20 protein-coding genes are annotated in these 20,087 nt (G+C 70.3%); 7 read left to right on the top strand and 13 right to left on the bottom strand.

All coding sequences use genetic code 11. The features are described 5' to 3' along the window. Window positions 1-8: 8 nt before the first annotated feature. The 9 genes from ACFSKW_RS24050 to ACFSKW_RS24090 all read right to left on the bottom strand — a co-directional run bounded on the left by ACFSKW_RS24050 (window position 9) and on the right by ACFSKW_RS24090 (window position 10,394). Window positions 9-1,178: an MFS transporter gene (locus ACFSKW_RS24050; protein ID WP_379574631.1), complete on the bottom strand. Its 1,170-nt coding sequence runs from the start codon at window positions 1,176-1,178 to the stop codon at window positions 9-11. Window positions 1,179-1,284: 106 nt separating this feature from the next. Beyond that, on the bottom strand, window positions 1,285-1,923 hold the full coding sequence (locus ACFSKW_RS24055) for a class I SAM-dependent methyltransferase (protein WP_379574633.1): 639 nt from the start codon (window positions 1,921-1,923) through the stop codon (window positions 1,285-1,287). Further along, window positions 1,920-2,594, bottom strand: coding sequence for a response regulator (locus tag ACFSKW_RS24060; RefSeq protein ID WP_379574634.1), 675 nt, complete (start codon window positions 2,592-2,594; stop codon window positions 1,920-1,922). Before ACFSKW_RS24060 ends, ACFSKW_RS24055 begins: the two co-directional genes overlap by 4 nt. Next, entirely contained in the window at window positions 2,591-5,137 is a 2,547-nt protein-coding gene (locus ACFSKW_RS24065) for a DUF4118 domain-containing protein (RefSeq protein ID WP_379574635.1), read from the bottom strand. Before ACFSKW_RS24065 ends, ACFSKW_RS24060 begins: the two co-directional genes overlap by 4 nt. Window positions 5,138-5,141: 4 nt before the next feature. Then, a complete protein-coding gene (locus ACFSKW_RS24070; RefSeq protein WP_379574637.1) occupies window positions 5,142-6,017 on the bottom strand; it encodes a potassium-transporting ATPase subunit C in 876 nt (291 codons plus the stop codon). Continuing rightward, a complete protein-coding gene (gene kdpB, locus ACFSKW_RS24075) occupies window positions 6,018-8,141 on the bottom strand; it encodes a potassium-transporting ATPase subunit KdpB (protein ID WP_379574638.1) in 2,124 nt (707 codons plus the stop codon). Continuing rightward, complete coding sequence (gene kdpA, locus ACFSKW_RS24080) at window positions 8,138-9,787, bottom strand: potassium-transporting ATPase subunit KdpA (protein ID WP_379574639.1); 1,650 nt, start codon at window positions 9,785-9,787, stop codon at window positions 8,138-8,140. Before kdpA ends, kdpB begins: the two co-directional genes overlap by 4 nt. Further along, window positions 9,787-9,876, bottom strand: coding sequence for a K(+)-transporting ATPase subunit F (kdpF, locus tag ACFSKW_RS24085; RefSeq protein ID WP_379574640.1), 90 nt, complete (start codon window positions 9,874-9,876; stop codon window positions 9,787-9,789). Before kdpF ends, kdpA begins: the two co-directional genes overlap by 1 nt. A 311-nt stretch (window positions 9,877-10,187) precedes the next feature. Continuing rightward, on the bottom strand, window positions 10,188-10,394 hold the full coding sequence (locus ACFSKW_RS24090) for a cold-shock protein (protein ID WP_379574641.1): 207 nt from the start codon (window positions 10,392-10,394) through the stop codon (window positions 10,188-10,190). Window positions 10,395-10,778: 384 nt separating this feature from the next. On the opposite strand from ACFSKW_RS24090, the gene ACFSKW_RS24095 reads away from it, so the two are divergent. Then, the gene (locus tag ACFSKW_RS24095) at window positions 10,779-12,110 is read left to right on the top strand and encodes a DUF5994 family protein (RefSeq protein WP_379574642.1); all 1,332 of its coding nucleotides are present in this window, start codon (window positions 10,779-10,781) and stop codon (window positions 12,108-12,110) included. A gap of 86 nt (window positions 12,111-12,196) precedes the next feature. Here the strand turns inward: ACFSKW_RS24095 and ACFSKW_RS24100 are convergent, their stop codons facing one another. Then, a complete protein-coding gene (locus ACFSKW_RS24100) occupies window positions 12,197-13,648 on the bottom strand; it encodes a pyridoxal phosphate-dependent decarboxylase family protein (RefSeq protein ID WP_379574643.1) in 1,452 nt (483 codons plus the stop codon). A gap of 71 nt (window positions 13,649-13,719) precedes the next feature. Here ACFSKW_RS24100 and ACFSKW_RS24105 point away from each other — a divergent pair, with 71 nt between their 5' ends. Then, on the top strand, window positions 13,720-14,748 hold the full coding sequence (locus ACFSKW_RS24105) for a GlxA family transcriptional regulator (RefSeq protein ID WP_379574644.1): 1,029 nt from the start codon (window positions 13,720-13,722) through the stop codon (window positions 14,746-14,748). Here the strand turns inward: ACFSKW_RS24105 and thrC are convergent. Beyond that, complete coding sequence (gene thrC / locus ACFSKW_RS24110; protein ID WP_379574645.1) at window positions 14,682-15,746, bottom strand: threonine synthase; 1,065 nt, start codon at window positions 15,744-15,746, stop codon at window positions 14,682-14,684. The genes ACFSKW_RS24105 and thrC overlap by 67 nt on opposite strands. 65 nt (window positions 15,747-15,811) lie before the next feature. On the opposite strand from thrC, the gene ACFSKW_RS24115 reads away from it, so the two are divergent. Further along, entirely contained in the window at window positions 15,812-16,627 is an 816-nt protein-coding gene (locus ACFSKW_RS24115) for a MurR/RpiR family transcriptional regulator (RefSeq protein WP_379574646.1), read from the top strand. 156 nt (window positions 16,628-16,783) lie between these two features. On the opposite strand, the gene ACFSKW_RS24120 is transcribed toward ACFSKW_RS24115, so the two are convergent. Both ACFSKW_RS24120 and ACFSKW_RS24125 read right to left on the bottom strand, forming a co-directional pair. Further along, a complete protein-coding gene (locus ACFSKW_RS24120; RefSeq protein ID WP_379574647.1) occupies window positions 16,784-17,290 on the bottom strand; it encodes a DUF1269 domain-containing protein in 507 nt (168 codons plus the stop codon). Window positions 17,291-17,425: 135 nt separating this feature from the next. After that, window positions 17,426-17,833, bottom strand: coding sequence for a DUF7144 family membrane protein (locus ACFSKW_RS24125; RefSeq protein ID WP_379574648.1), 408 nt, complete (start codon window positions 17,831-17,833; stop codon window positions 17,426-17,428). A gap of 102 nt (window positions 17,834-17,935) precedes the next feature. On the opposite strand from ACFSKW_RS24125, the gene ACFSKW_RS24130 reads away from it, so the two are divergent. From ACFSKW_RS24130 to ACFSKW_RS24145, 4 genes are all read left to right on the top strand, one after another. Further along, window positions 17,936-18,811: an SseB family protein gene (locus ACFSKW_RS24130; protein ID WP_379574649.1), complete on the top strand. Its 876-nt coding sequence runs from the start codon at window positions 17,936-17,938 to the stop codon at window positions 18,809-18,811. After that, window positions 18,808-19,197 (top strand): hypothetical protein, encoded by a 390-nt coding sequence (locus tag ACFSKW_RS24135; protein ID WP_379574650.1) that lies wholly within the window; start codon window positions 18,808-18,810, stop codon window positions 19,195-19,197. The genes ACFSKW_RS24130 and ACFSKW_RS24135 overlap by 4 nt, the downstream gene beginning before the upstream one ends. A 116-nt stretch (window positions 19,198-19,313) precedes the next feature. After that, a complete protein-coding gene (locus ACFSKW_RS24140) occupies window positions 19,314-19,718 on the top strand; it encodes a YbaB/EbfC family nucleoid-associated protein (RefSeq protein ID WP_379574651.1) in 405 nt (134 codons plus the stop codon). Further along, window positions 19,715-20,062 carry a hypothetical protein gene (locus ACFSKW_RS24145; RefSeq protein ID WP_379574652.1) on the top strand — a complete coding sequence of 116 codons (348 nt, stop codon included), beginning with the start codon at window positions 19,715-19,717 and terminating at the stop codon, window positions 20,060-20,062. The genes ACFSKW_RS24140 and ACFSKW_RS24145 overlap by 4 nt, the downstream gene beginning before the upstream one ends. Window positions 20,063-20,087: the final 25 nt, after the last annotated feature.

Genomic DNA, 20,087 nt, shown 5'->3' on the forward strand with positions numbered 1-20,087 from the left:
GCGTTTCCTTATCTGGTGCGGGTGGTGATGGCGAAGGCGGAAAGCAGGAGTGCGGCGGCGAGCCACAGGGCGCCGACCGTGCCGAGCCCGTCGACGACCAGGCCGCCGAGCAGCGCGCCGAGCGCGATGGACAGGTTGAAGGTGGCGACGAACAGCGACGTGGCGGCCTCGGTCGCCTGGGGCGCGGCCTTGAGCATCCAGGTCTGCAGGCTCACCGACACGCCGCCGTAGGCGAGGCCCCACACGACCAGCAGGACGATCCCCTTGGCGGGCGTCCCGCCGTACGCGGCCATCAGGGCGGTGGCGGCGGTCAGCGCGAGCGTGATGGTCAGGAGCGTGCCCCGCGGGTGGCGGGCGGCGCGCGCGCCCGCGAGGAAGTTGCCCGCGATGCCCGCCACGCCGTATCCGAGCAGGAGGAGGCTGATGAGGTCAGGATCGACGCCCGCGACCGTCTGCAGGATCGGGCGGACGAAGGTGTAGGCGGCGAAGTGCCCGGTGATCAGCAGGAGGGTCAGGATCACGCCGGTCCGTACGGCCGGCGCCCGCAGCACCCGCGGCAGCTCAACGAAGGTGATCGTCTGCCTGGACGGCAGCGCGGGCAGGAGGAGGACCAGGCCCGCCAGAGCGACCAGCCCCAGGACCCCCACGGCACCGAACGCGACCCGCCAGCCGCCGAGCTCCCCCGCGAGCGTCCCGGCGGGCACGCCGACGACGGAGGCGGTCGACACCCCGCCGAAGATCACCGCGGTCGCGCGGGCCACGTGGGCCTCGGGCACCAGGCGGAGGGCGAGCCCGCCTGCGATGGCCCAGAACCCGCCGACGCTCACACCGACCGCGATCCTGGCCGCGAGGACGACGGCGAAGCTGGATCCCACGGCTCCGGCCAGGTTCGCCGCGCTCATGAGGCCGATGAGCGCGATCAGCATGACGCGCCGGTCGATCCGTCCTCCGACGACGGTGAGCAGGGGCGCGGAGAGCGCGGCCACCAGTCCCGGCACGGTCATCATCAGCCCGGCGACCCCTTCGGAGACACCGAGGCCGGTGCCGATCGGGGTCAGCAACCCGACGGGGAGCAGTTCGGAGGTCATCAGAGAGAAGATTCCCAAGGTCACGGCCGCCACGGCCGCCCATCCCCTGGCGGCCGCTCGCCCCGGCGCCGCATTCAAGACATCAGACATCCAGAATCACCTCCGACAGAGCCCGGTCAGGGCATTCGAATATTCTGGATGTTAAACGTCTAGAATATTCCAGGCAAACTCGGGGGTGGATGAGGCCGGCCGAGCGCTACGCCGTCCGGCGGGCGATCGTGATGATCTCAGGGCTCGCGTCGGTCAGCGGGCCCGAAGCCCAGTCGCCGAACTGCTCCTCGACCATCAGGCCCGCCGCCGCCAGGAAGGAGGACAGACCCGCCACGTCGAGGAAGCGCAGCGTGCTGCGGCTCACCTCTGGCCGGTCCCACGCGGGACTGGTGAAGGTGTGCGTGAACGACACAAGGCCATCCTCGACCGGGGTCTCGACCTCGCGTTCCATGCGCACGACCGCGCCCGAGGCGCCGATGATCTCGACCGGGTGGCCCGTCGTCCACTGCTCCCACGCCCGGGCCGGCGGATTGCGGGTCTCGAACACGAAGCGGCCGTCCTCGGTCAGCGCCGAGCGGATCGCGGCCAGCGCGACCCTCAGCTCCTCGTCCCCGAGCAACACCTGGAACGCGTGACCCGTCATCACGACCAGGTCGAACCCCTCGTCCCAGGAGACGGACGACAGGTCACCGAGCACCCACTCGATGTCCGGCCGCGCCCGTGCCACGTCGAGCATCGCCTCGGCGGGGTCGAGCCCGCACAGCCACCCCTCCGCGACCGCCATCGCATGACCGCCCGCGATCGGCGGGCCGCCCGCCCCTGCCCCGTCGATGCCGCCTCTCATGCGAGCGGTACGAAGCGGTACCCCATGCCCGGTTCCGTGATCAGGTGGGCGGGCCGCGCGGGGTCGCGTTCCAGTTTGCGGCGCAGCTGGGCCATGTACTGGCGCAGGTAGTGCGACTCCTTGAGGTACTTCTCGCCCCAGACCTCGTTCAGCAGGTACCGCTGGCTGACCAGCTTGCCCGGGTTGCGCAGCAGGATCTCCAGGATGTGCCACTCGGTGGGCGTCAGCCGTACCCCGTCGGAGACCGTCTTGTCGGTCAGGTCGATCACCCGGTCCCCCACCTGGACGCGGGCGAGCTCGGCCTCCTGCATGCCGGTCCTGCGGGTGACGGCCCGCATGCGCGCCAGCAGTTCCTCGATGTTGAACGGTTTGGTGACGTAGTCGTCCGCGCCCGCGTCCAGCGCCTCGATCTTGTCGTGGTTGCCCGTCCTGCCGGACAGCACGAGGATGGGCGCCGACGTCCACCCGCGCAGGCCGTGGATGACGTCGACGCCGTCGAGGTCGGGCAGCCCGAGGTCGAGGAGGATGAGGTCGGGGTGCTGTTCGGCCGCCTCCCTGAGCGCGGAGCCTCCGTCGGCGGCCACCGCCACGTCGTAGTGGCGCGCGACCAGGTTGATGCGCAGCGCCCGCAGGATCTGCGGTTCGTCGTCGACGACGAGGACGCGGGTCATGCGACCACCGTCCGCGAGGTGATGGCGAACGTGAGGGTCATGGTGAGACCTCCCCCTGGTGTCTCGTCGGGGACGAGGGTGCCGCCCATGGCCTCGGCCAACCCTCTCGACAGCGCGAGTCCCAGGCCGACACCCGTGTGGTTGTCGCGGTCGCCCAGGCGCTGGAACGGCAGGAAGATGCGGTCGTGGGCGTCGGCGGGGACGCCGGGGCCTCTGTCGATCACGCGGATCTCGACGTGGTCGCCGTGCCGGCTCGCGGTGATGAGCACCTTCTGGTGCTGCGGGCTGTAGCGCACCGCGTTGGCCATCAGGTTGACCAGCACTCGTTCGAGCAGCGTGGGATCGGCGACGATCTCGGGCAGCTCGACGGAGATGTCGCCCTCGACCCTGTCGCGCAGCGGGCCGAGGTCGTCGATCGCGCGGGGCACGACCTCCTCCAGCGCCACCGGCTGGTGGTCCACTCCGAGGACGCCCGCCTGCAGGCGGCTCATGTCGAGCAGGTTCGCGACCAGGCGGTCCAGCTTGGCCAGCGACTCGTCGGCGGTGGCGAGCAACTCGCAGCGGTCCTCCTCGCTCCATTCGATCGCCGTGTTGCTGAGGCTCTCCACGGCGGCCTTGGCGGAGGCGAGCGGGGTGCGCAGGTCGTGGCTGACGGCGGCCAGTAGCGCGGTGCGCATCCTGTCCGCCTCGGCCAGCGGCTTGGCCCGCTCCGCCGCCTCCTCCAGCCGCTGCTGGCGGAGCGCGACGGCGGTCTCGGCGGCGAACGCCTCGAGCACCCTGCGGTCCGCCGCGTCGAGCAGCCGTCCACGGGCGGCGAGGACCAGGTTCTCGTCGATGACCACGTCGGTGTCGGCGGTGGAAGGGGAGGTGCACGGCGCGCCGCCGGTGGTGGCGATGATCCGCCAGGCGTCGGGGTCGGTGTGGTCGTCCGGCATGCCGCCGGTGTCGGGCCGCCGTTCCAGCAGCGTGACGGAGGTCAGCCCGAACGTCTCCCGCAGCCTGGCCAGCAGCGAGGGCAGCGCGGCTTCGCCGCGCAGCACGTGCCCCGCCAGCGTGGCGAGGATCTCGGCGTCCGCGCCCGCTCGGGCCGCCTCCCTGGTACGGCGGGCGGCCACGTCGACGATCGTGCTCACCATGGCGGCGACCACGACGAACACGACGAGCGCGAACAGGTTCTCCGGATCGGAGATCGTGAACTCGCCGACCGGCGGGGTGAAGAAGTAGTTGAGCAGCAGCGAGCCGCCGACCGCCGCGGTGATGGCCGGCCACATGCCGCCGATCAGGGCGACGCCGACCACCGTGACCAGGTAGAAGAGGATCTCGGTCGGCAGCGACAGGTCGTTCCTGAATGGGACCAGCGCCGCCGTCAGCGCGAGCATGCCGGCGATGGCGACCGCCCATCCGGCCAGCCGCCGCTTCGCGGTCAGCGCCGCGTGGGCGCGTTCGGGACGCCGCCGGCCCCTCTTCGCCTCGGCGTGCGTGATCATGTGCACGTCGATGCTGCCGGACAGCGCCGTGGTCTCCACGCCGACGCCGCGGGAGAAGACCTGGGCGAACCTGCCCCGCCTGGACGCGCCGAGCACGAGCTGGGTGGCGTTGACGCCGCGGGCGAAGTCGAGCAGCGCGCGAGGGATGTCGTCGCCGACCACCTGGTGGTAGGTGCCGCCCATGCTCTCCACCAGCGTGCGCTGCCTGGCCAGGTTGGCCGGGTCGCCGCCGGACAGGCCGTCGGCGCTGGTGACGTGGACGGCCAGCAGGTCGGCGCCTTTGGTCCTGGCCGCGACGCGGGCGGCCCGCCGTACCAGGGTGTCGCCCTCGGGCCCGCCGGTGAGGGCGACCACGACGCGTTCGCGCGCCTCCCACGTGGTGGCGATCCCGTGGTCGGCGCGGTAGCGGTCGAGCTGCTCGTCCACCTTGCCCGCGACCCAGAGCAGGGCGAGCTCGCGCAGGGCGGTCAGGTTGCCGACCCTGAAGTAGTGGGACAAGGCGGCGTTCACCTTCTCCGGTGCGTAGACGTTGCCGTGGGCCATCCGCCTCCTGAGCGCCTCGGGCGACATGTCGACCAGCTCGATCTGGTCGGCGCGCCGTACCACCTCGTCGGGGACGGTCTCACGCTGGGGGATGGTGGTGATCTGCTGGACGACGTCGTTGAGCGACTCCAGGTGCTGGATGTTGACCGTGGAGATGACGTCGATGCCGGCGTCGAGGATCTCCTCGATGTCCTGCCAGCGTTTCGCGTTCCTCGATCCCGGCACGTTCGAGTGCGCCAGCTCGTCGATCAGCGCGATCTTCGGTTCGCGTTCGATGACGGCGTCCACGTCCAGCTCGGCGAAGGTGGCGCCCCGGTAGCGGATCGTCCTGCGCGGGATGACCTCCATGCCGTCGAGGAGCTCGGCGGTGCGGGGACGGTCGTGGGTCTCGGCGAGACCCACGACGACGTCCCTGCCACGCTCCAGTCCCCTGCGGCCCTCGCAGAGCATCGCGAAGGTCTTCCCCACTCCGGGCGCCGCGCCCAGGTAGACCCTCAACCGCCCGCGTGCCATCCCGCTACCCCTTGTCGAGGGCCAGGTTGAGCTCGAGCACGTTGACCACGGGCTCGCCCATGAACCCGAGCGGCCTGCCGGCGGTGTGCTCCTTGATGAGCTCGTTCACCTTCGCCACGTCGATGCCGCGCTCCTTGGCGACGCGGGGCGCCTGCAGCTCGGCGTAGGCGAGCGAGATGTGCGGGTCGAGCCCCGAGCCGCTGGCGGTGACCGCGTCCGCCGGCACCGCGGGCGGTCCCGCCGTGCCGCGCACGGGCACGGTACGGCCGGCCGCGTAGTCCTCGCCCGGCTTGCCGCACTCGACCGTGACGCCCTCGTAGGTGGCGACGAAGGGCCGCGCGGGGCAGACCTGGTTGACGCTGACGGCCCTGGTCGGCGGGCCGACCGCGGGGAACACCTTCAGCACCGCGCCCACGCCGTCGGCCGTGCAGTACGGCCTGGCGCCGCTGACGCCGTCCAGCTCGCCGATCGCCTTGGACCGGGCGCAGACCTGGGTGAGCAGCGACTGCCGGCCCTCGTCGGGATCACCCTGGTCGTCCTTGGCGCCTGGCACGGGCAGGGTGTCGACGACGTCCTCGGGACCGAGGTTGCTCGCCGCCGTGGACAGCATGTCGTACCCGTCACCGGCCGCGGACGGCCGGCTCTGGAAGTACTTCCTGACGGGGTTGCCGTCCTTGTCGGTGAAGAGCTGGCCGACGATGGCGCTCCCCACGGTCTTGCCGCCGCTCTCCACGGGGGAGCCGTTGGCCTTGTCGTTGAACACGGCCTGGGCGACTCCGGTGACGGCGAGCGGGTAGATCCCGCCGAGGATCACGGTCAGGACGATGACCGCGCGCACGGCGGCGAGATGCTGGCGGATCCAGCTGGGCAGGCGTTCCATTTACGACATCCCCGGAAGGAACTGGATGAGAAGGTCGATCAGCTTGATGCCGATGAAGGGCGCGACGATGCCGCCCAGACCGTAGATGTAGAGGTTGCGGCTGAGCAGCTTCGAGGCGCTCGAAGGCCGGTAGCGGACGCCGCGGAGGGCGAGCGGGATCAGCGCGATGATCACCAGCGCGTTGAAGACGACCGCGGACAGGATGGCCGACTGCGGGCTGGCCAGGCGCATGATGTTGAGCGCGTCCAGGCCCGGGTACACCGCGGCGAACATCGCGGGAATGATCGCGAAGTACTTGGCGATGTCGTTGGCGATCGAGAACGTGGTCAGCGCGCCGCGCGTGATCAGCAACTGCTTGCCGATCTCGACGATCTCGATGAGCTTGGTCGGGTTGGAGTCGAGGTCCACCATGTTGCCCGCCTCCTTGGCGGCGCTGGTGCCCGTGTTCATGGCCACGCCGACGTCCGACTGCGCGAGCGCGGGGGCGTCGTTGGTGCCGTCGCCCGTCATGGCGACCAGGCGGCCGCCCTCCTGCTCCTTCCTGATCAGGGCGAGCTTGTCCTCGGGTGTGGCCTCGGCGAGGAAGTCGTCCACGCCGGCCTCGTCGGCGATCGCCCTGGCGGTGAGCGGGTTGTCGCCGGTGATCATGACGGTGCGGATGCCCATGCGGCGCATCTCGTCGAACCGCTCGCGCATGCCCTGCTTGACGACGTCCTTGAGGTGGATGACGCCGAGCACGCGGCCCTTCTCCGCGACGACCAGCGGGGTGCCGCCCGAGCCCGAGATCCCGTCCACGATGTGGCCGATCTCGTCGGTCGGGTGGCCGCCCTGGTCGCGGACCCACTTCATGACGGCGGTGGCGGCGCCCTTGCGGACCTGCCTGCCGTCGAGGTCCACGCCCGACATGCGGGTCTGCGCGGTGAACGGCACCCAGTCGGCGTGGGCCAGCTCGCCGGGCTCGCGCTCCCGCAGGCCGTACGCCGTCTTGGCGTACACCACGATCGAGCGGCCCTCGGGCGTCTCGTCGGCCAGGCTGGACAGCTGCGCCGCCCGCGCCAGTTCCATCTCGGGCACGCCGTCGACCGGCACGAACTCCGACGCCTGCCGGTTGCCCAGCGTGATGGTGCCGGTCTTGTCCAGCAGCAGCGTGCTCACGTCGCCCGCCGCCTCGACCGCGCGGCCCGACATGGCCAGCACGTTGCGCTGGACCAGCCGGTCCATGCCCGCGATGCCGATCGCCGACAGCAGCGCGCCGATCGTGGTCGGGATGAGGCAGACCAGCAGCGAGACCAGCACCACGCCTGTCACGCCGTCGCCGGTCAGCGCCAGCGAGTCGGGGATGCCGGGGTTCACGTTCTTGGAGTAGATCGCGAACGGCTGCATGGTGACGGTGGCGACCAGGAAGATGATGGTGAGCGCGGCCAGCAGGATGTTGAGCGCGATCTCGTTCGGCGTCTTCTGCCTGTTGGCGCCCTCGACCAGAGAGATCATCCGGTCGATGAAGCTCTCGCCGGGCTTCTGCGTGATCTGGACGATGATCTTGTCGGAGAGCACCTTGGTGCCACCGGTCACCGCGGACCTGTCACCGCCTGACTCCCTGATCACCGGCGCGGACTCGCCCGTGATCGCGGACTCGTCGACGCTCGCGATGCCCTCGACGACGTCGCCGTCACCGGGGATCGTCTCCCCTGCTTCGACGACCACGAAGTCGCCCTGCTTCAACTCTGCCGCGCCCACGGTGTCCCACTCCGTGGAGGCGCGGCCCCTGAGCCGGCGGGCCGTGGTGTCGCGTTTGGCCGCGCGCAGCGTCGCCGCCTGCGCCTTGCCCCTGCCCTCGGCGACCGCCTCGGCCAGGTTGGCGAAGACGACGGTCAGCCACAGCCAGACCACGATCGCCCACGCGAAGAACGAGGGCTCGAGGACCGCCAGGACGGTGGTGAACACCGCGCCGATCTCCACGATCAGCATCACGGGGTTGCGCCAGAGCGTGACGGGGTTCAGCTTCACGAGCGCGTCGGGCAGCGATCTGACGAGCTGTTTCGGGTCGAGCAGGCCGCCGCCGACCTTGCCGTTCCTCTTGGGCGAAGGAGCGTTCTCCGACGCCTCGACCAGGTGGGTCGTCATGAAAGGAGTCCTTCTGCGAGCGGTCCGAGCGCCAGGGCGGGGAGGAAGGTCAGCGCGACCAGGATGATGGTCACGCCGACGACCATGCCGACGAACTGCGGCCTGTGGGTCGGCAGCGTGCCCGCCGACGCCGGCACCGGCGTCTGCCTGGCCAGCGAGCCGGCGAGGCCCAGGACGAAGACGATCGGCAGGAACCTGCCGAGCACCATGCACAGGCCGAGCGCCACGTCGTACCACGGGGTGTTCACGGTGACGCCGGCGAAGGCCGAGCCGTTGTTGTTCGACGCGCTGGTGAAGGCGTAGAGGATCTCGGAGAATCCGTGGGGCCCGGTGTTGAGCATGGCCGCGAGCCCCGCCTCGTTGCCCATGGCGACGGCCGTGCCGACCAGCACCAGGACCGGGGTGACCAGGAAGTACATCGAGGCCAGCTTGATCTCGCGGGCGCCGATCTTCTTGCCCAGGTACTCGGGGGTCCTGCCGACCATGAGGCCCGCGACGAACACGGTGATCATGGCCAGGACGAGCATGCCGTACAGGCCGGCTCCGACGCCACCGGGCGCCACCTCGCCCAGCATCATGTTGAACATCGTCATCATGCCGCCGAACGGCGTGTAGGAGTCGTGGAAGGAGTTCACGGCGCCGGTGCTGGTGAGCGTGGTCGAAGCGGCGAAGGTCGCGGAGTTGGCGACGCCGAAGCGCACGTCCTTGCCCTCCATGGCGGCGCCGATCGCCTGCGGGACGGTGGCCGCGCCCTGCAGCTCGAACACGTTGGTGAGCACGACGCTGACGAGGGCGATCGTGGCCATCACGGCGAGGATCGCGTAACCCTGGCGGACCTGGCCGACCATCCTGCCGAAGGTGCGGGTCAGGCTGAACGGGATGACGAGGATCAGGAAGATCTCGAACCAGTTGGTCCACGGGGTGGCGTTCTCGAACGGGTGGGCCGAGTTGGTGTTGTAGAAGCCGCCGCCGTTGGTGCCGAGTTCCTTGATGACCTCCTGGCTGGCCACGGGACCGCCGGTCATGTTCTGCGTGCCGCCGGCCAGTGTGGCGATCTCGTGCGGGCCCGTGAAGTTCTGCACCACTCCGCCGGCCACCAGCACCAGCGCGCCGATGAAAGCGATCGGCAGCAGGATCCGGACGGTGCCGCGCACCAGGTCCACCCAGAAGTTGCCGATGGTGTCGGCGCCCCTGCGGGCGAAGCCCCGGACCAGCGCGATCGCCACGGCCATGCCGACCGCCGCCGACACGAAGTTCTGTACGGCGAGCGCCGCCATCTGGACCAGGTGGCCCATGGTGCTCTCGCCCGAGTAGGCCTGCCAGTTGGTGTTGGTGACGAAGCTAATCGCGGTGTTCCACGCGATGTGGTCGGTCACGGGCGGGAAGCCGAGAGACAGCCACAGCTTGTCCTGCAGGCGCTGCAGGCCGTACACGACCAGGATCGAGACGACCGAGAAGGCCAGCACGCTACGGGCGTAGACGCCCCAGCGCTGCTCGGAGTCGGGACGCACGCCGAGCAGGCGGTAGATGCCGCGCTCGACGATGTTGTGCTTGACGCCGGTGTAGGCCCGGTACATGTGGTCGCCGAGCGGCTTGTACACCACGGCCAGCGCGACGACCAAGGAGGCGATGAAGATCCAGCCCATCAGAAACGCTCCGGGAAGAGCAGGGCTGCGATCATGAAGATCACCAGGCCGGCGGCCACTATCAGGCCGGTGGCGTTGACGGCGCTCACAGGCGCTCCACCGCCTTCACGACAAGCCCGAAGATCACGAAAATCGCGATCGTCAGGGCGACGAAGATGACGTCAGCCATCCCCACTCCTCAGGTCCGGATATTGCTTTCATGGCCAGCAAACCGGGTGATTTGGGGAGTTTTGCCGTTCTTGACGGGTTGTATACGGCGGAAAGCCGAGTATTGACACGATCCGTACGGGACCGCGCCCTCGGCGACGCCGCCGAGGTCGTCTATCCGCTCAAAAACGCGCGAGCCGGGACCCGGTCCCTTGACAGGACCGGACCCCGGCTCGTTTCGCCGCGAAAGACGTCAGACGACGGGAACGATGTTCTCCGCCTGCGGGCCCTTCTGGCCCTGCGTGACGTCGAAGCTGACCTTCTGCCCCTCGTGGAGCTCACGGTAGCCCTGGGAGGCGATGTTGGAGTAGTGGGCGAACACGTCGGCGCCGCCGCCGTCCTGCGCGATGAAGCCGAAGCCCTTTTCCGCGTTGAACCACTTCACGATGCCAGTCGCCATGTCGATCTCCTTCGATAGGCGCAGAAATGAAACCCGTACGTCACGAGCCCCACGTCGCCGCGCTGACCCATCCGGAAATGACCGGCCAAAACAGAAATGCGCCTGGGGGGTTACATCCCGTCAGGCGCACACAACGTTCATGGGTACCAGAACTGCAACACCTCAAAGTTATCACGTACCACGGCTGCTGTAACCCGCGTGCGCGGGTCGGTTCCTCCTTCGGCAGGATCCGGCCAAGGGAGTCCCTGCCGACGAGCGAGGGATGATTCGCGCTGGGAGGCGTAAGCTGGGCTCACCTGGGACATCTCGAATGTCGGCAGCCGTGTCGGCGTCGTCGCCTCAGACACACTCGGCGCTGAGCGCCGGAGACGGGCGGCACGTCTCATGCCGAATCGTGACCTGCACATCGTACGCACGCCGCTTCCGCCCCAGCGGACGCCCACCGCCCGGATCCATCTCGAGCCGACCCTCACGAGGGACGGCAGGCTCGACGGAGCGTGGTGGCCACGCTCGACGGATCCGCGCCTCGAGCTCCCCACGCTCGTCAGCGCGCTCGACACTCTGCTCGGCCCCGTGCTGCGCGTCAGGCTCGACCTGGACGCCTGGGACGACGTTCCCGCCGACCTCCTGGTAGACGGCCGATTCCTGCGGGTCAGCGGCTTCCCAGGGACGACCGACACGGTCAGGCTGATCCGCGGCGACCAGGACGGCTTCGAGCTGCTGGTGGTACCGCCGGACACCGCGCCGCCGACGGCCGCGGCCGCCATGAAGACCGCCGCGCGCACCGGCAACACCCTGTCCGCGACGGAGATCCTCGCACACTGCCGTCCACCTCACGAGGGATCGACTCTCGACATCGCGTTGCGTCCCTACAGGCCCTCCGACCAGGCGGCCGTGCTGGCACTGGTCGAGGCGGACCACCTGCCGGGCCAGCCCATCTGCTCGCCCGAGGTTCTCGACGAGGCCATCGAGGGAACCTGCCGCCGCGATCCAGGCCCCTGGGCCCTGTTCCACACGCCCAGGACCGAGGTGATGGTGGACGCGGACGACCAGGTGCTCGGCGCCGTGTCCTACGCGGTTCGCCGGGACGACGGCGAAGGACTGATCCTGTGGCTGCACGGCCGTGAGATCCTCGTCGTCGTCGAGGCACTCGTCTCCCACGCCCTTGAGGAACTGAGCGGCAGGCGGGCCGTCCACGCCTTCGCCTCCACGCTGGGCCTCGGCTCTTCTGCCCTTCCTTCCGGGCGCCGGCCCGTGACGCGCAAGGTGCTGGAGCATGCCGGGTTCTCCGGCCGGAACTCGTGGAGGTACCTGCGTCGCGCCACGCCGGAGCCCTGCCTCTCCGCGGCCCCCTGCCCGCTCGTCGAGGTGGTCCGCAGCATGGCCCCGCCCGGCTGGTGGCTGAGGAGCCGCGACGACGACCTCGCCGCCGAAGTGGTCGCCCAGACGCCGGCGGACCATGTCGGCGCCCTCTGGTGGTTCGGCGCGGACGCCCTCCACACGGACGAGACGTTCGAGCGCGCGATGCTGCGCGAGGCGATCACGCTCCTGCGCGGGCACGGCGCGTCGGAGACGGTGCTGTACGCCGACGACGAACAGGCCGAAGGACGCCCTACCTGGACGGTGTTCGCCGATGCCGGTTTCGTGGAGATCGACCGTCTCGTCTCGTACGCCAAGCGAGGCGGCGGCACGGTCACCATCGGCGGCGAGGCCTGAAGAGAGGCGAGGCCTGAGCGTCGTCCACCTGCCCGGCGTCATCGACATCTTCTCCAGCGACGCCCTGCGCCGCGCAGCAGCAGGCGTCACGGGCCCGCGCGATGGTTCCTCTTCCTGGCGTCGCCGAGGGCCCGCACCACGGTCTCGATGTCCTCGGCCCGCGTGCGGTGGCTGGTCACGCACAACCGGATGGCGGGCCGTCCCGCCAGGCTCACGGTGCTGACCCACGCCTGCCCGCCGCCGACCACGTCGCCGGCGACGGCGGCGTGCCACGCCGCGCTGCGCTCGGGGCCGTCCGCCTCCGCCTCAGGGGCGGCCACGCAGACGACCGGCAGCGGTGTGTCGTTGACCCGCCGCCAGCCCTCCTCCTCCAGGCGGCGCGCCAGCAGCTCTCCGAGCCGCACGTCCCGCTCGATCTGCGCGGCGTAGGCGGGCCTGCCCGCGATCGCCAGCGCGAGGAACACCTTGAGACCGGCGAAACGACGTGACCACTGCACGCTGGTGGCGTAGGGGTCGGGCGCGTCGTCGGTCTCGGCGGGCATGTAGGAGGTGGTCGCGCGGAAGCTCTCCGCCAGCGCCTCCGCGTGGGGGGTGAGGAGCATGCCCGCGCCCATGGGCGCCGACATCCACTTGTGCGCGTCCACCGTGACGCTGTCGGACTGCTCCACTCCCTTCAGCAGCGGGCGCAGCGTGTCCGACAGCGCGACCGCGCCCGCCCACGCGGCGTCGACGTGGAAGTGCATGCCCCACTCCCGGGCCAGGGCGGCCAGCTCGGGCAGCGGATCCAGCGCGCCGCCCGCCGTGGTCCCCGCGGTCGCGGCCAGCATGAACGGCGCGAACCCTGCGGCGAGGTCGGCCTCGCGCAGCTCGCGCAGCCTGCCGGTGTCCATGCGGTGCGCGGCGTCGACGGGCACGAGACGGACGGCGTCGCGCCCGATGCCCGTCATGTGCGCGATCTTGAGCCAGGCAAGATGGCTCTCGGCGGAGGCGTAGAGCGCGGGCCGCCGCGGCAGGCCGTACGTGCCCGCGTCCGCGTAGGACGGGAACATCCTGGTCAGAGCTATGATCACCGCGGTGAGGTTCGCCTCGGCGCCGCCCACCGTGAAGCTGCCCACCGTGCCGGCGGGCAGCCCGAGACGGCCGGCCATGAAGCGCAGCACGTGGCGTTCCACCTCGACGGCGGCGGGGGCGTGGCTGTAGGCGGCGAGCTGCGGGTTGACCGCCGCCGCGAGGAGTTCGCCCACCACGCCCCACCAGGTCGGCGTGGGGTTGAACAGCCCGAAGTAGCGCGGGTGCGTCGTGTGCACGCCCCATCGGCGCAGGGCCGCCATGACCTCGGGCAGCGTGCGCTCCGGCTCCCCCGCCGCCTCGAAGTCCTGTCCTGCCAGCCAGTCGCGCAGCTGGGCGGTGCCGGGCCACGCCGGTGCGACGGGCCCGTCGGCCACCTCCCTCGCGTGCCGTACGACCAGGTCCACGGCGGCGGTCAGCAGCCGGGCCCCTTCCTCCGCGCCGACGTCGAGCGGTCCTCTTTCGTCCATGGACACCACTGTCGCGGGGCGGGTGCCAGGCCACTAGTGGCATGAATGTCGTGTTCCACTAGATTTGCGCCATGGCCAGGATCAGCGTGGTCGTCCCCGTCCTGGACGACTGCCCGCTCTTCGAGCTCGCCGTACCGTGCGAGGTCTTCGGCAGGAACCGGCTCGACCTGACACCTGACTGGTACGACCTGACCCTCTGCGGGACCGCCGACCGCGAGCAGGAATCGCTCAGCGGGCTGTGGCTGCGCGCGCCCCACGGCCTGGAGGCGATGCGCTCGGCCGACCTGGTCGTGGTCCCCGCCTGCGCGGACGGCTCCTACCGGCCGCCGGAGGCGCTGCTGGCCGCTCTGGTCGAGGCGCACGAGAGGGGCGCGCGGATCGCCGCCCTGTGCTCGGGCGCGTTCGTCCTGGCCGCGGCGGGGCTGCTCGACGGGCGTGAGGCCGCCACCCACTGGATGCACGCCGACGAGCTGCGCAGGCGCTATCCGCGGGTGAGCGTCAACCGGCGGGCCCTCTACGTCGACGACGGCGACATCCTCACCAGCGCGGGCACCGCGGCGGGCATCGACCTGTGCCTGCACATCGTCAGGGGCGACTTCGGCGCGGCCGTCGCCGCGGAGGTCGGCCGCCGGATGGTGATCGCGCCGCAGCGGGAGGGGGACCAGACGCAGTACGTGTCACCCTCCGTGCCGATCCCCGCGCCCGACAAGGGCCTCGCCCCCGTGCTGGCCTGGGCGCTCGAGCGGCTGCACGAGCCGCTCACCGTTCCCCTGCTGGCCGAGCGGGGAGCGATGAGCACCAGGACCTTCATCCGCCGCTTCCACCAGGAGACGGGCCTCACCCCCATCAGATGGCTCACCCAGCAGCGCCTCGGCAGGGCGCGCGAACTGCTGGAGACCACGCGCCTGCCCGTGGACGTGGTGGCCGAGCGCTCGGGTTTCAGCACCGGCAACGGCCTGCGGCAGCACTTCACCAAGGTCCTCGGCACCACGCCCTCCGCCTACCGGCGCACCTTCCAGGGATCGGGCGCGGCTCAGCCCACCGCCAGGAGCGCGCGGGCCACGTCGGCGGTGGCAGAGGAGGTCTCGGTCGAGGCGTAGCCGTCGCGCAGCGAGGACTCCAGGTCCTTGAGCCCGTTGCCACTCAACGTGATCACGATCCTGCTTCCTGGCTCCAGCCTGCCCTTCGCGTGCAGGTCGAGCAGACCCGCGATCCCGGCCGCCGAGGCGGGCTCGGCGAAGACGCCGTCGCGCCGGGCGAGCTCCCGGTAGGCCTCGAAGATCTGCTCGTCGGTCACGGCGGCGATCAGCCCGCCTGACTCGTCGCGGGCGGCGACGGCGCCGTCCCACGTCGCGGGGTTGCCGACGCGGATCGCGCTCGCCTCGGTCTCCGGGGCCGCGACCGGCGCGCCGTGCACGAGCGGGGCGGCGCCCGCTGCCTGGAACCCCCACATGCGCGGGAGCCGGGTGGCGAGGCCCGCGGCCCTGTAGGTCTGGTAGCCGCGCCAGGTGGCGGTGATGTTGCCGCCGTTGCCCACCGGCAGGCAGTGGATGTCGGGCGCGTCCCCGAGCGCGTCGACGATCTCGTAGGCGACGGTCCGCTGCCCCGCGAGGCGCCACTCGTTGTCGACGGAGTTGACCAGGGCGACCGGGTGGTGCGCGGCCAGCTCACGGGCGACGCGGAGGCAGTCGTCGAAGCCTCCGTCGATCTCGATGATCCGCGCGCCATGCCGTACGGCCTGGCCGAGCTTGCCGAGCGCGATCCGCCCCTTGGGCACGAGCACGGCGGCCGTCATCCCCGCACGCGCGGCGTAGGCGGCCGCCGAGGCGCTGGTGTTGCCGGTGGAGGCGCAGATGACGAGCTCGGCGCCGGCTTCGGCGGCCCTGCTGATGGCCACGGTCATCCCCCGGTCCTTGAACGATCCCGTGGGGTTGGCGCCCTCGACCTTCAGCCAGACGTCGCTTTCCGTGACGGCCGACAGGTGCGCCGAGCGCAGCAGCGGGGTGTTGCCCTCGTTGAGGGAGACGGACGGGGTGTCGCCGGTGACCGGAAGCCAGCGCCGGTAGTCGCTGTCCAGCAGACCATGCCAGGTACTCATGGCCGTCACCGTAACATTCGTTTCACATCTCTTCCAGATAGGCCATTGGTGTAACATTCGTCAGCGTGGATGCCATCGTGAGCCGTCTGGGCGAGGTCTACGCCGAACTGCCGCGCGGCGAGCGGGCGATCGTCAGGGTGCTCCTCGACGACTACCCGTTCGCCGCCCTCGGTTCGCTGCGCGCGCTGGCCGACCGCGCGGGCGTCAGCCCGCCGACGGCCTCACGCCTGTTCGACCGGCTCGGCTACGACGGCTTCGCCGCCTTCCAGTCGGCCGTCAGGGCCGAGGCCCGCGAGCACGACAGGTCGCGACTCCACGAGTTCGTCACGCGTACCCCCGACACGCACAGGGCGGCGGAGGACCTCCGCTCCGGCCTCGACGGCACTCTCGACGCCGTGACCGAGCCCCAGCTCACGGCGGTGGCCGAGCTCCTGGCCGAGGCGCGTGGCGTCTGGGCCGTCGGCGGGCCGCTCAGCGAGTTGGCCGCCGAATACCTGGTCCGCCAGCTCGCGAGCCTGCGCCCCGGCGCGCGGCGCGTGCCCGAGTCCGCCTCCGAACGCGCCCGCGCCCTGCTCGACCTGGGCGCTTCCGACGTCGTCGTCGCCTACGACTTCCGCCGCTACTCCACCCGTACCGCCACGTTCGTCGAGGCGGCCAGGGCCAGGAACGCCCGCCTGGTGCTCGTCACCGACGCGTGGGAGTCACCGCTGGCGGCCCACGCGGACGTGCTGATCCGCCTCCCGCGGGAGGCGGCGGGCCCGATCGCGCCGCTGACGCACGAGATCGCGGTCACCGAGCTCGTCCTCGTGGCCACGGCCGCCCGCCTCTCCCCCGCCGCGCGGCTGGCGGAGCTCGAACAGCTCACGCAGGTGCTGCGGTGAATCCTGGCTACAGCCGGGTGAACGTCCTGCGGTAGTCCCGTTCGACGAGCGGCTCGCGCACCACCGCGACCGACCCGAACCCGGCTTCCCTGGCGATCCGCTCGATCCGCAGGTCGGTCGTCTCCAGCAGTTCCTCAGGGCGGCCTTCGGGCGGTGTCAGGCGGGGACGCTGCCGCTCGTGGCGGCCTTGACGCTCTCGCGCAGCTGCTCCTCCTGCTCGTGGCTGAGCGAGGTCTGCAGGATGTGTCCGCCGTACTGGGCGATCTGGGGGATGACCTTGTCCGGCGTGCTCTCCACGACCAGCAGGAACAGGGCGGCCGTGCCGGGCTCCAGCTTGGCGCCGAGCTCGCGCATGAACTTGTCGTCGACGCCCACGTCGGTCATCGCGCCACCGGCCGCGCCGCCCGCCGCGCCGAGCGCCATGCCGAGCAACGGATTGAGGAACAGCAGCCCGATCAGGCCGCCCCACAGCGCGCCGCTGGCGGCCCCCATGCCGACCAGGCTGTGGGCCTGGTGCAGCTTGATCTTCCCGTCGGCCTTGCGCTCGACGACGGCCGCGTCCGCGAGCTTGATGAGGTTCTGCTTCTGCAGTTCGATCAGCTTGTCGCGGACCGTGGTGGCGGTTTGGACGTCCGGGTAGGAGATGGCGATGAGGTGACTCATGACGGTCCTGTCTTCCTGTCGTGCTCGGCGTTCCCGGCCCCGGCCATGCGGAGGTCGGCCATGAGTTCGTCTTTCCCGATGCCGGTTATACAGAAGTTCGCAAAACTCCCAAAACCCGCATACATCCGAGAGGTGTCACTCGGCGAGCGACTTCGCTTCGCGGCCGTGGACGATGAGCGCGTACAGGACCAGCACGTCGACGGCGATGACGGCCAGCGACCACCAGGGGTTGACGGCGATCCACGTGAGCTGCGTGATCGCGTTGATCATGAGGAGGACGACCGCGGCCACGCGCGCCCAGTCCTTGCCGACGCTCACGGCCACACCGGTGATGGTGAGCAGGATGCCCCAGACCAGGTGGATCCAGCCCCATCCGGTCAGGTCGAACAACAGCAGTCTCGTGAACGTCTGCACGTAGACCTCGTCGTTGATGATGGCGTTCAGTCCGGTGATGATGTTGAAGATCCCCGACATGATCATCAACATGCCGCCGAACCAGATCCAGCCGACCCATCCGGTCACGCGTTGGGTGTGGAGAGCCATAGGTCGAACCTCCCCCGAAGTTGCGAACCCTCTGTGGCGGGTGTTCCCAGGTCACACACCAGGCATGCGAATTCGGGACGACCTTTGATTAGGGTGATCAACGTGCAGAACCCGTCCAGTCCTTTCGAGGAACAGCTCTGGGCGGCGTTCGAGGCAGGCAGGACGGCCCTGTGCCTGAGCATGCTGAAGGACGCCGACTTCGCGCTGCCGATGTCAAGAGCCGCCGCCGAGGGGACCGAGCGGGTCGCGTGGCCCACCGTCTCGGACGGCGAGCGCACGTGGATGCCGGTCTACACCTCGGCCGAGGCGATGCTCTCCGCCGGCGCGGGATTCACCGAGCACCACAGGATCGTCTCGATGGTGGAGCTGGCCGCGGGCTGGCCCGACCCGCGCTGGGGACTGGCCGTCAACGCGGGACTACCTGTGAGCTTCCTGCTCGAATCCGGCACGGTCGCCAGGCTCGCCGTCCCCACGCTGGCACAGGACCTCGCCCTCGACCCCGAGGCGGGCGTGCCGGTGGTGCAGAAGCTGCTGCGCCCCTCCGACCTCCACGATCTGTTCTCCGGCGGCGAGCCCAGGATCTCCGGCTACTGCCACCACGCCCTCGACGTCTCGCACATCGCCACGCCCTCCGTTCTGGCCGAGGCGCTCGGGCAGCCCGACTACCTCACCCCCGAAGGGGGGCTCAACCTGCTGCGCTGGCGTCCCGTCGGGCTCGACCTCTACCGCACGCCGTACGGGGGTCTCGACGACGAGCGGCGTGACGCGGTCGCCGGATGGGTGGTGGAGGAGCCGCCGTTCGTCGGGCTCGGCCTGGTGCCCAACGTCGACCAGGTCATCCGCGAGTACAAGGTGTACGGCGTCGGCCTCACCCATGGCGCGGAGATCTGGGAGCTGACCTATCAGGGCACCGAGCACAGGCGCGCCTTCTACCACGGCGACCTGCGGCGATGGCTCCTGGTGGGGCGGCGCTCGTGACCCGGTCCCCGTACCGCGCCCGATGGCGGGGCGCCGACTATCCCGCGAGCCCCGACGCGTCCGCGCTGGAGGTCTGGCTGCGGCTGCGCCGCGACGATCCCGCAGAGGGTTTCACCGAGGTCGAGGACGGTTGCCACGTCAGGACCGTCCCCGCCGCCGAGTGCGAGTCCGTGTGGTTCGTGACCACGGTGTGCACATGGCGCGGCATGGAGTTCCTGGTCCACGACGAGCGTGCGGGCGAGGTGCTGCTGGAGTACGCCGGCGGCTCGGCGCCCGAGGCGGTCGCACTCGGCCTGGAACGGATCGAGCGCGGAGTCTACCGCCTCTGGGTACCCCGATCGGACGTGGGTGAACTCCAGGAGCGTGCCATCTCACTGGACCTGTGAGGCCTTGCGATAGATAAGCAATTCGCGGGACTTTCTTGTCGAATGATGTTCATGTGCCGGAAACTAGCCAGTAACACATGCGATGCAGGAGCGCATGATGGGGCCAGGGAGGTGACATGGAGTCCTTCGGCGAAAGGGACACCGCGGGTCTGCAGGCCTATGCGGACGAGCTGCGCGCGACCTTCATGCGACTCCGGGAGGAAGGAGCCGAGCTTCACGCCAAGGCCAGGGCCGTACAGGTGACGGAGAAGTCGCGTGACGGCCTGGTGACGGTCACGGTCGGATCGCGCGGCGAGCTCGTACGGCTCGACCTCGACCCTCGCATCTACCGGCATCCCGACGCCAGAGGCCTGGCCGACACGATCGCCGAGACAGTCCAGCGGGCCGCCGCCAAGGCGCAGGAGCAGATCATCGATGTCTTCGCCCCGCTGGTCCCCGCCGAGCAGATGCAGGCGCACCTCGACGGCGACCTCGAAACCGTGATGAACCAGCTCGCCGACCAGATGGGTGGGAAGCGATGAACGGCGCCTTTCCCGGTTTGATGATCTCCAGGACCGAGCTCCATCGCGGGCTGTCCGAGTGGAACGTCAACGCCTCCGACATGGAAACCGCGTACGAGAAGCTGGCGGCGAGGATCAAGGAGCTCAACGCCGCAGCGCCGTGGGGCGGCGGCACGGAAGGCCGCTCGTTCCAGGCGTCCTACATGCAGAACGACGCCCCGAACACGCTGCTCACCAACGGCGACGACCTCGTCCACCAGATCGCCGACCTCGGGCCCACGGTGTTCAAGGGCTCGGAGAACGTGTTCGGCACGGACAAGGCCATCGAGGACGGCGTGCGACGGGGCGCCACGCAGGAGGTCTGAGCGCCGCCGGCGGCGTCCACACGGT

This window comes from Nonomuraea mangrovi (assembly GCF_042681425.1).
Taxonomy (GTDB): Bacteria; Actinomycetota; Actinomycetes; order Streptosporangiales; family Streptosporangiaceae; genus Nonomuraea; species Nonomuraea mangrovi.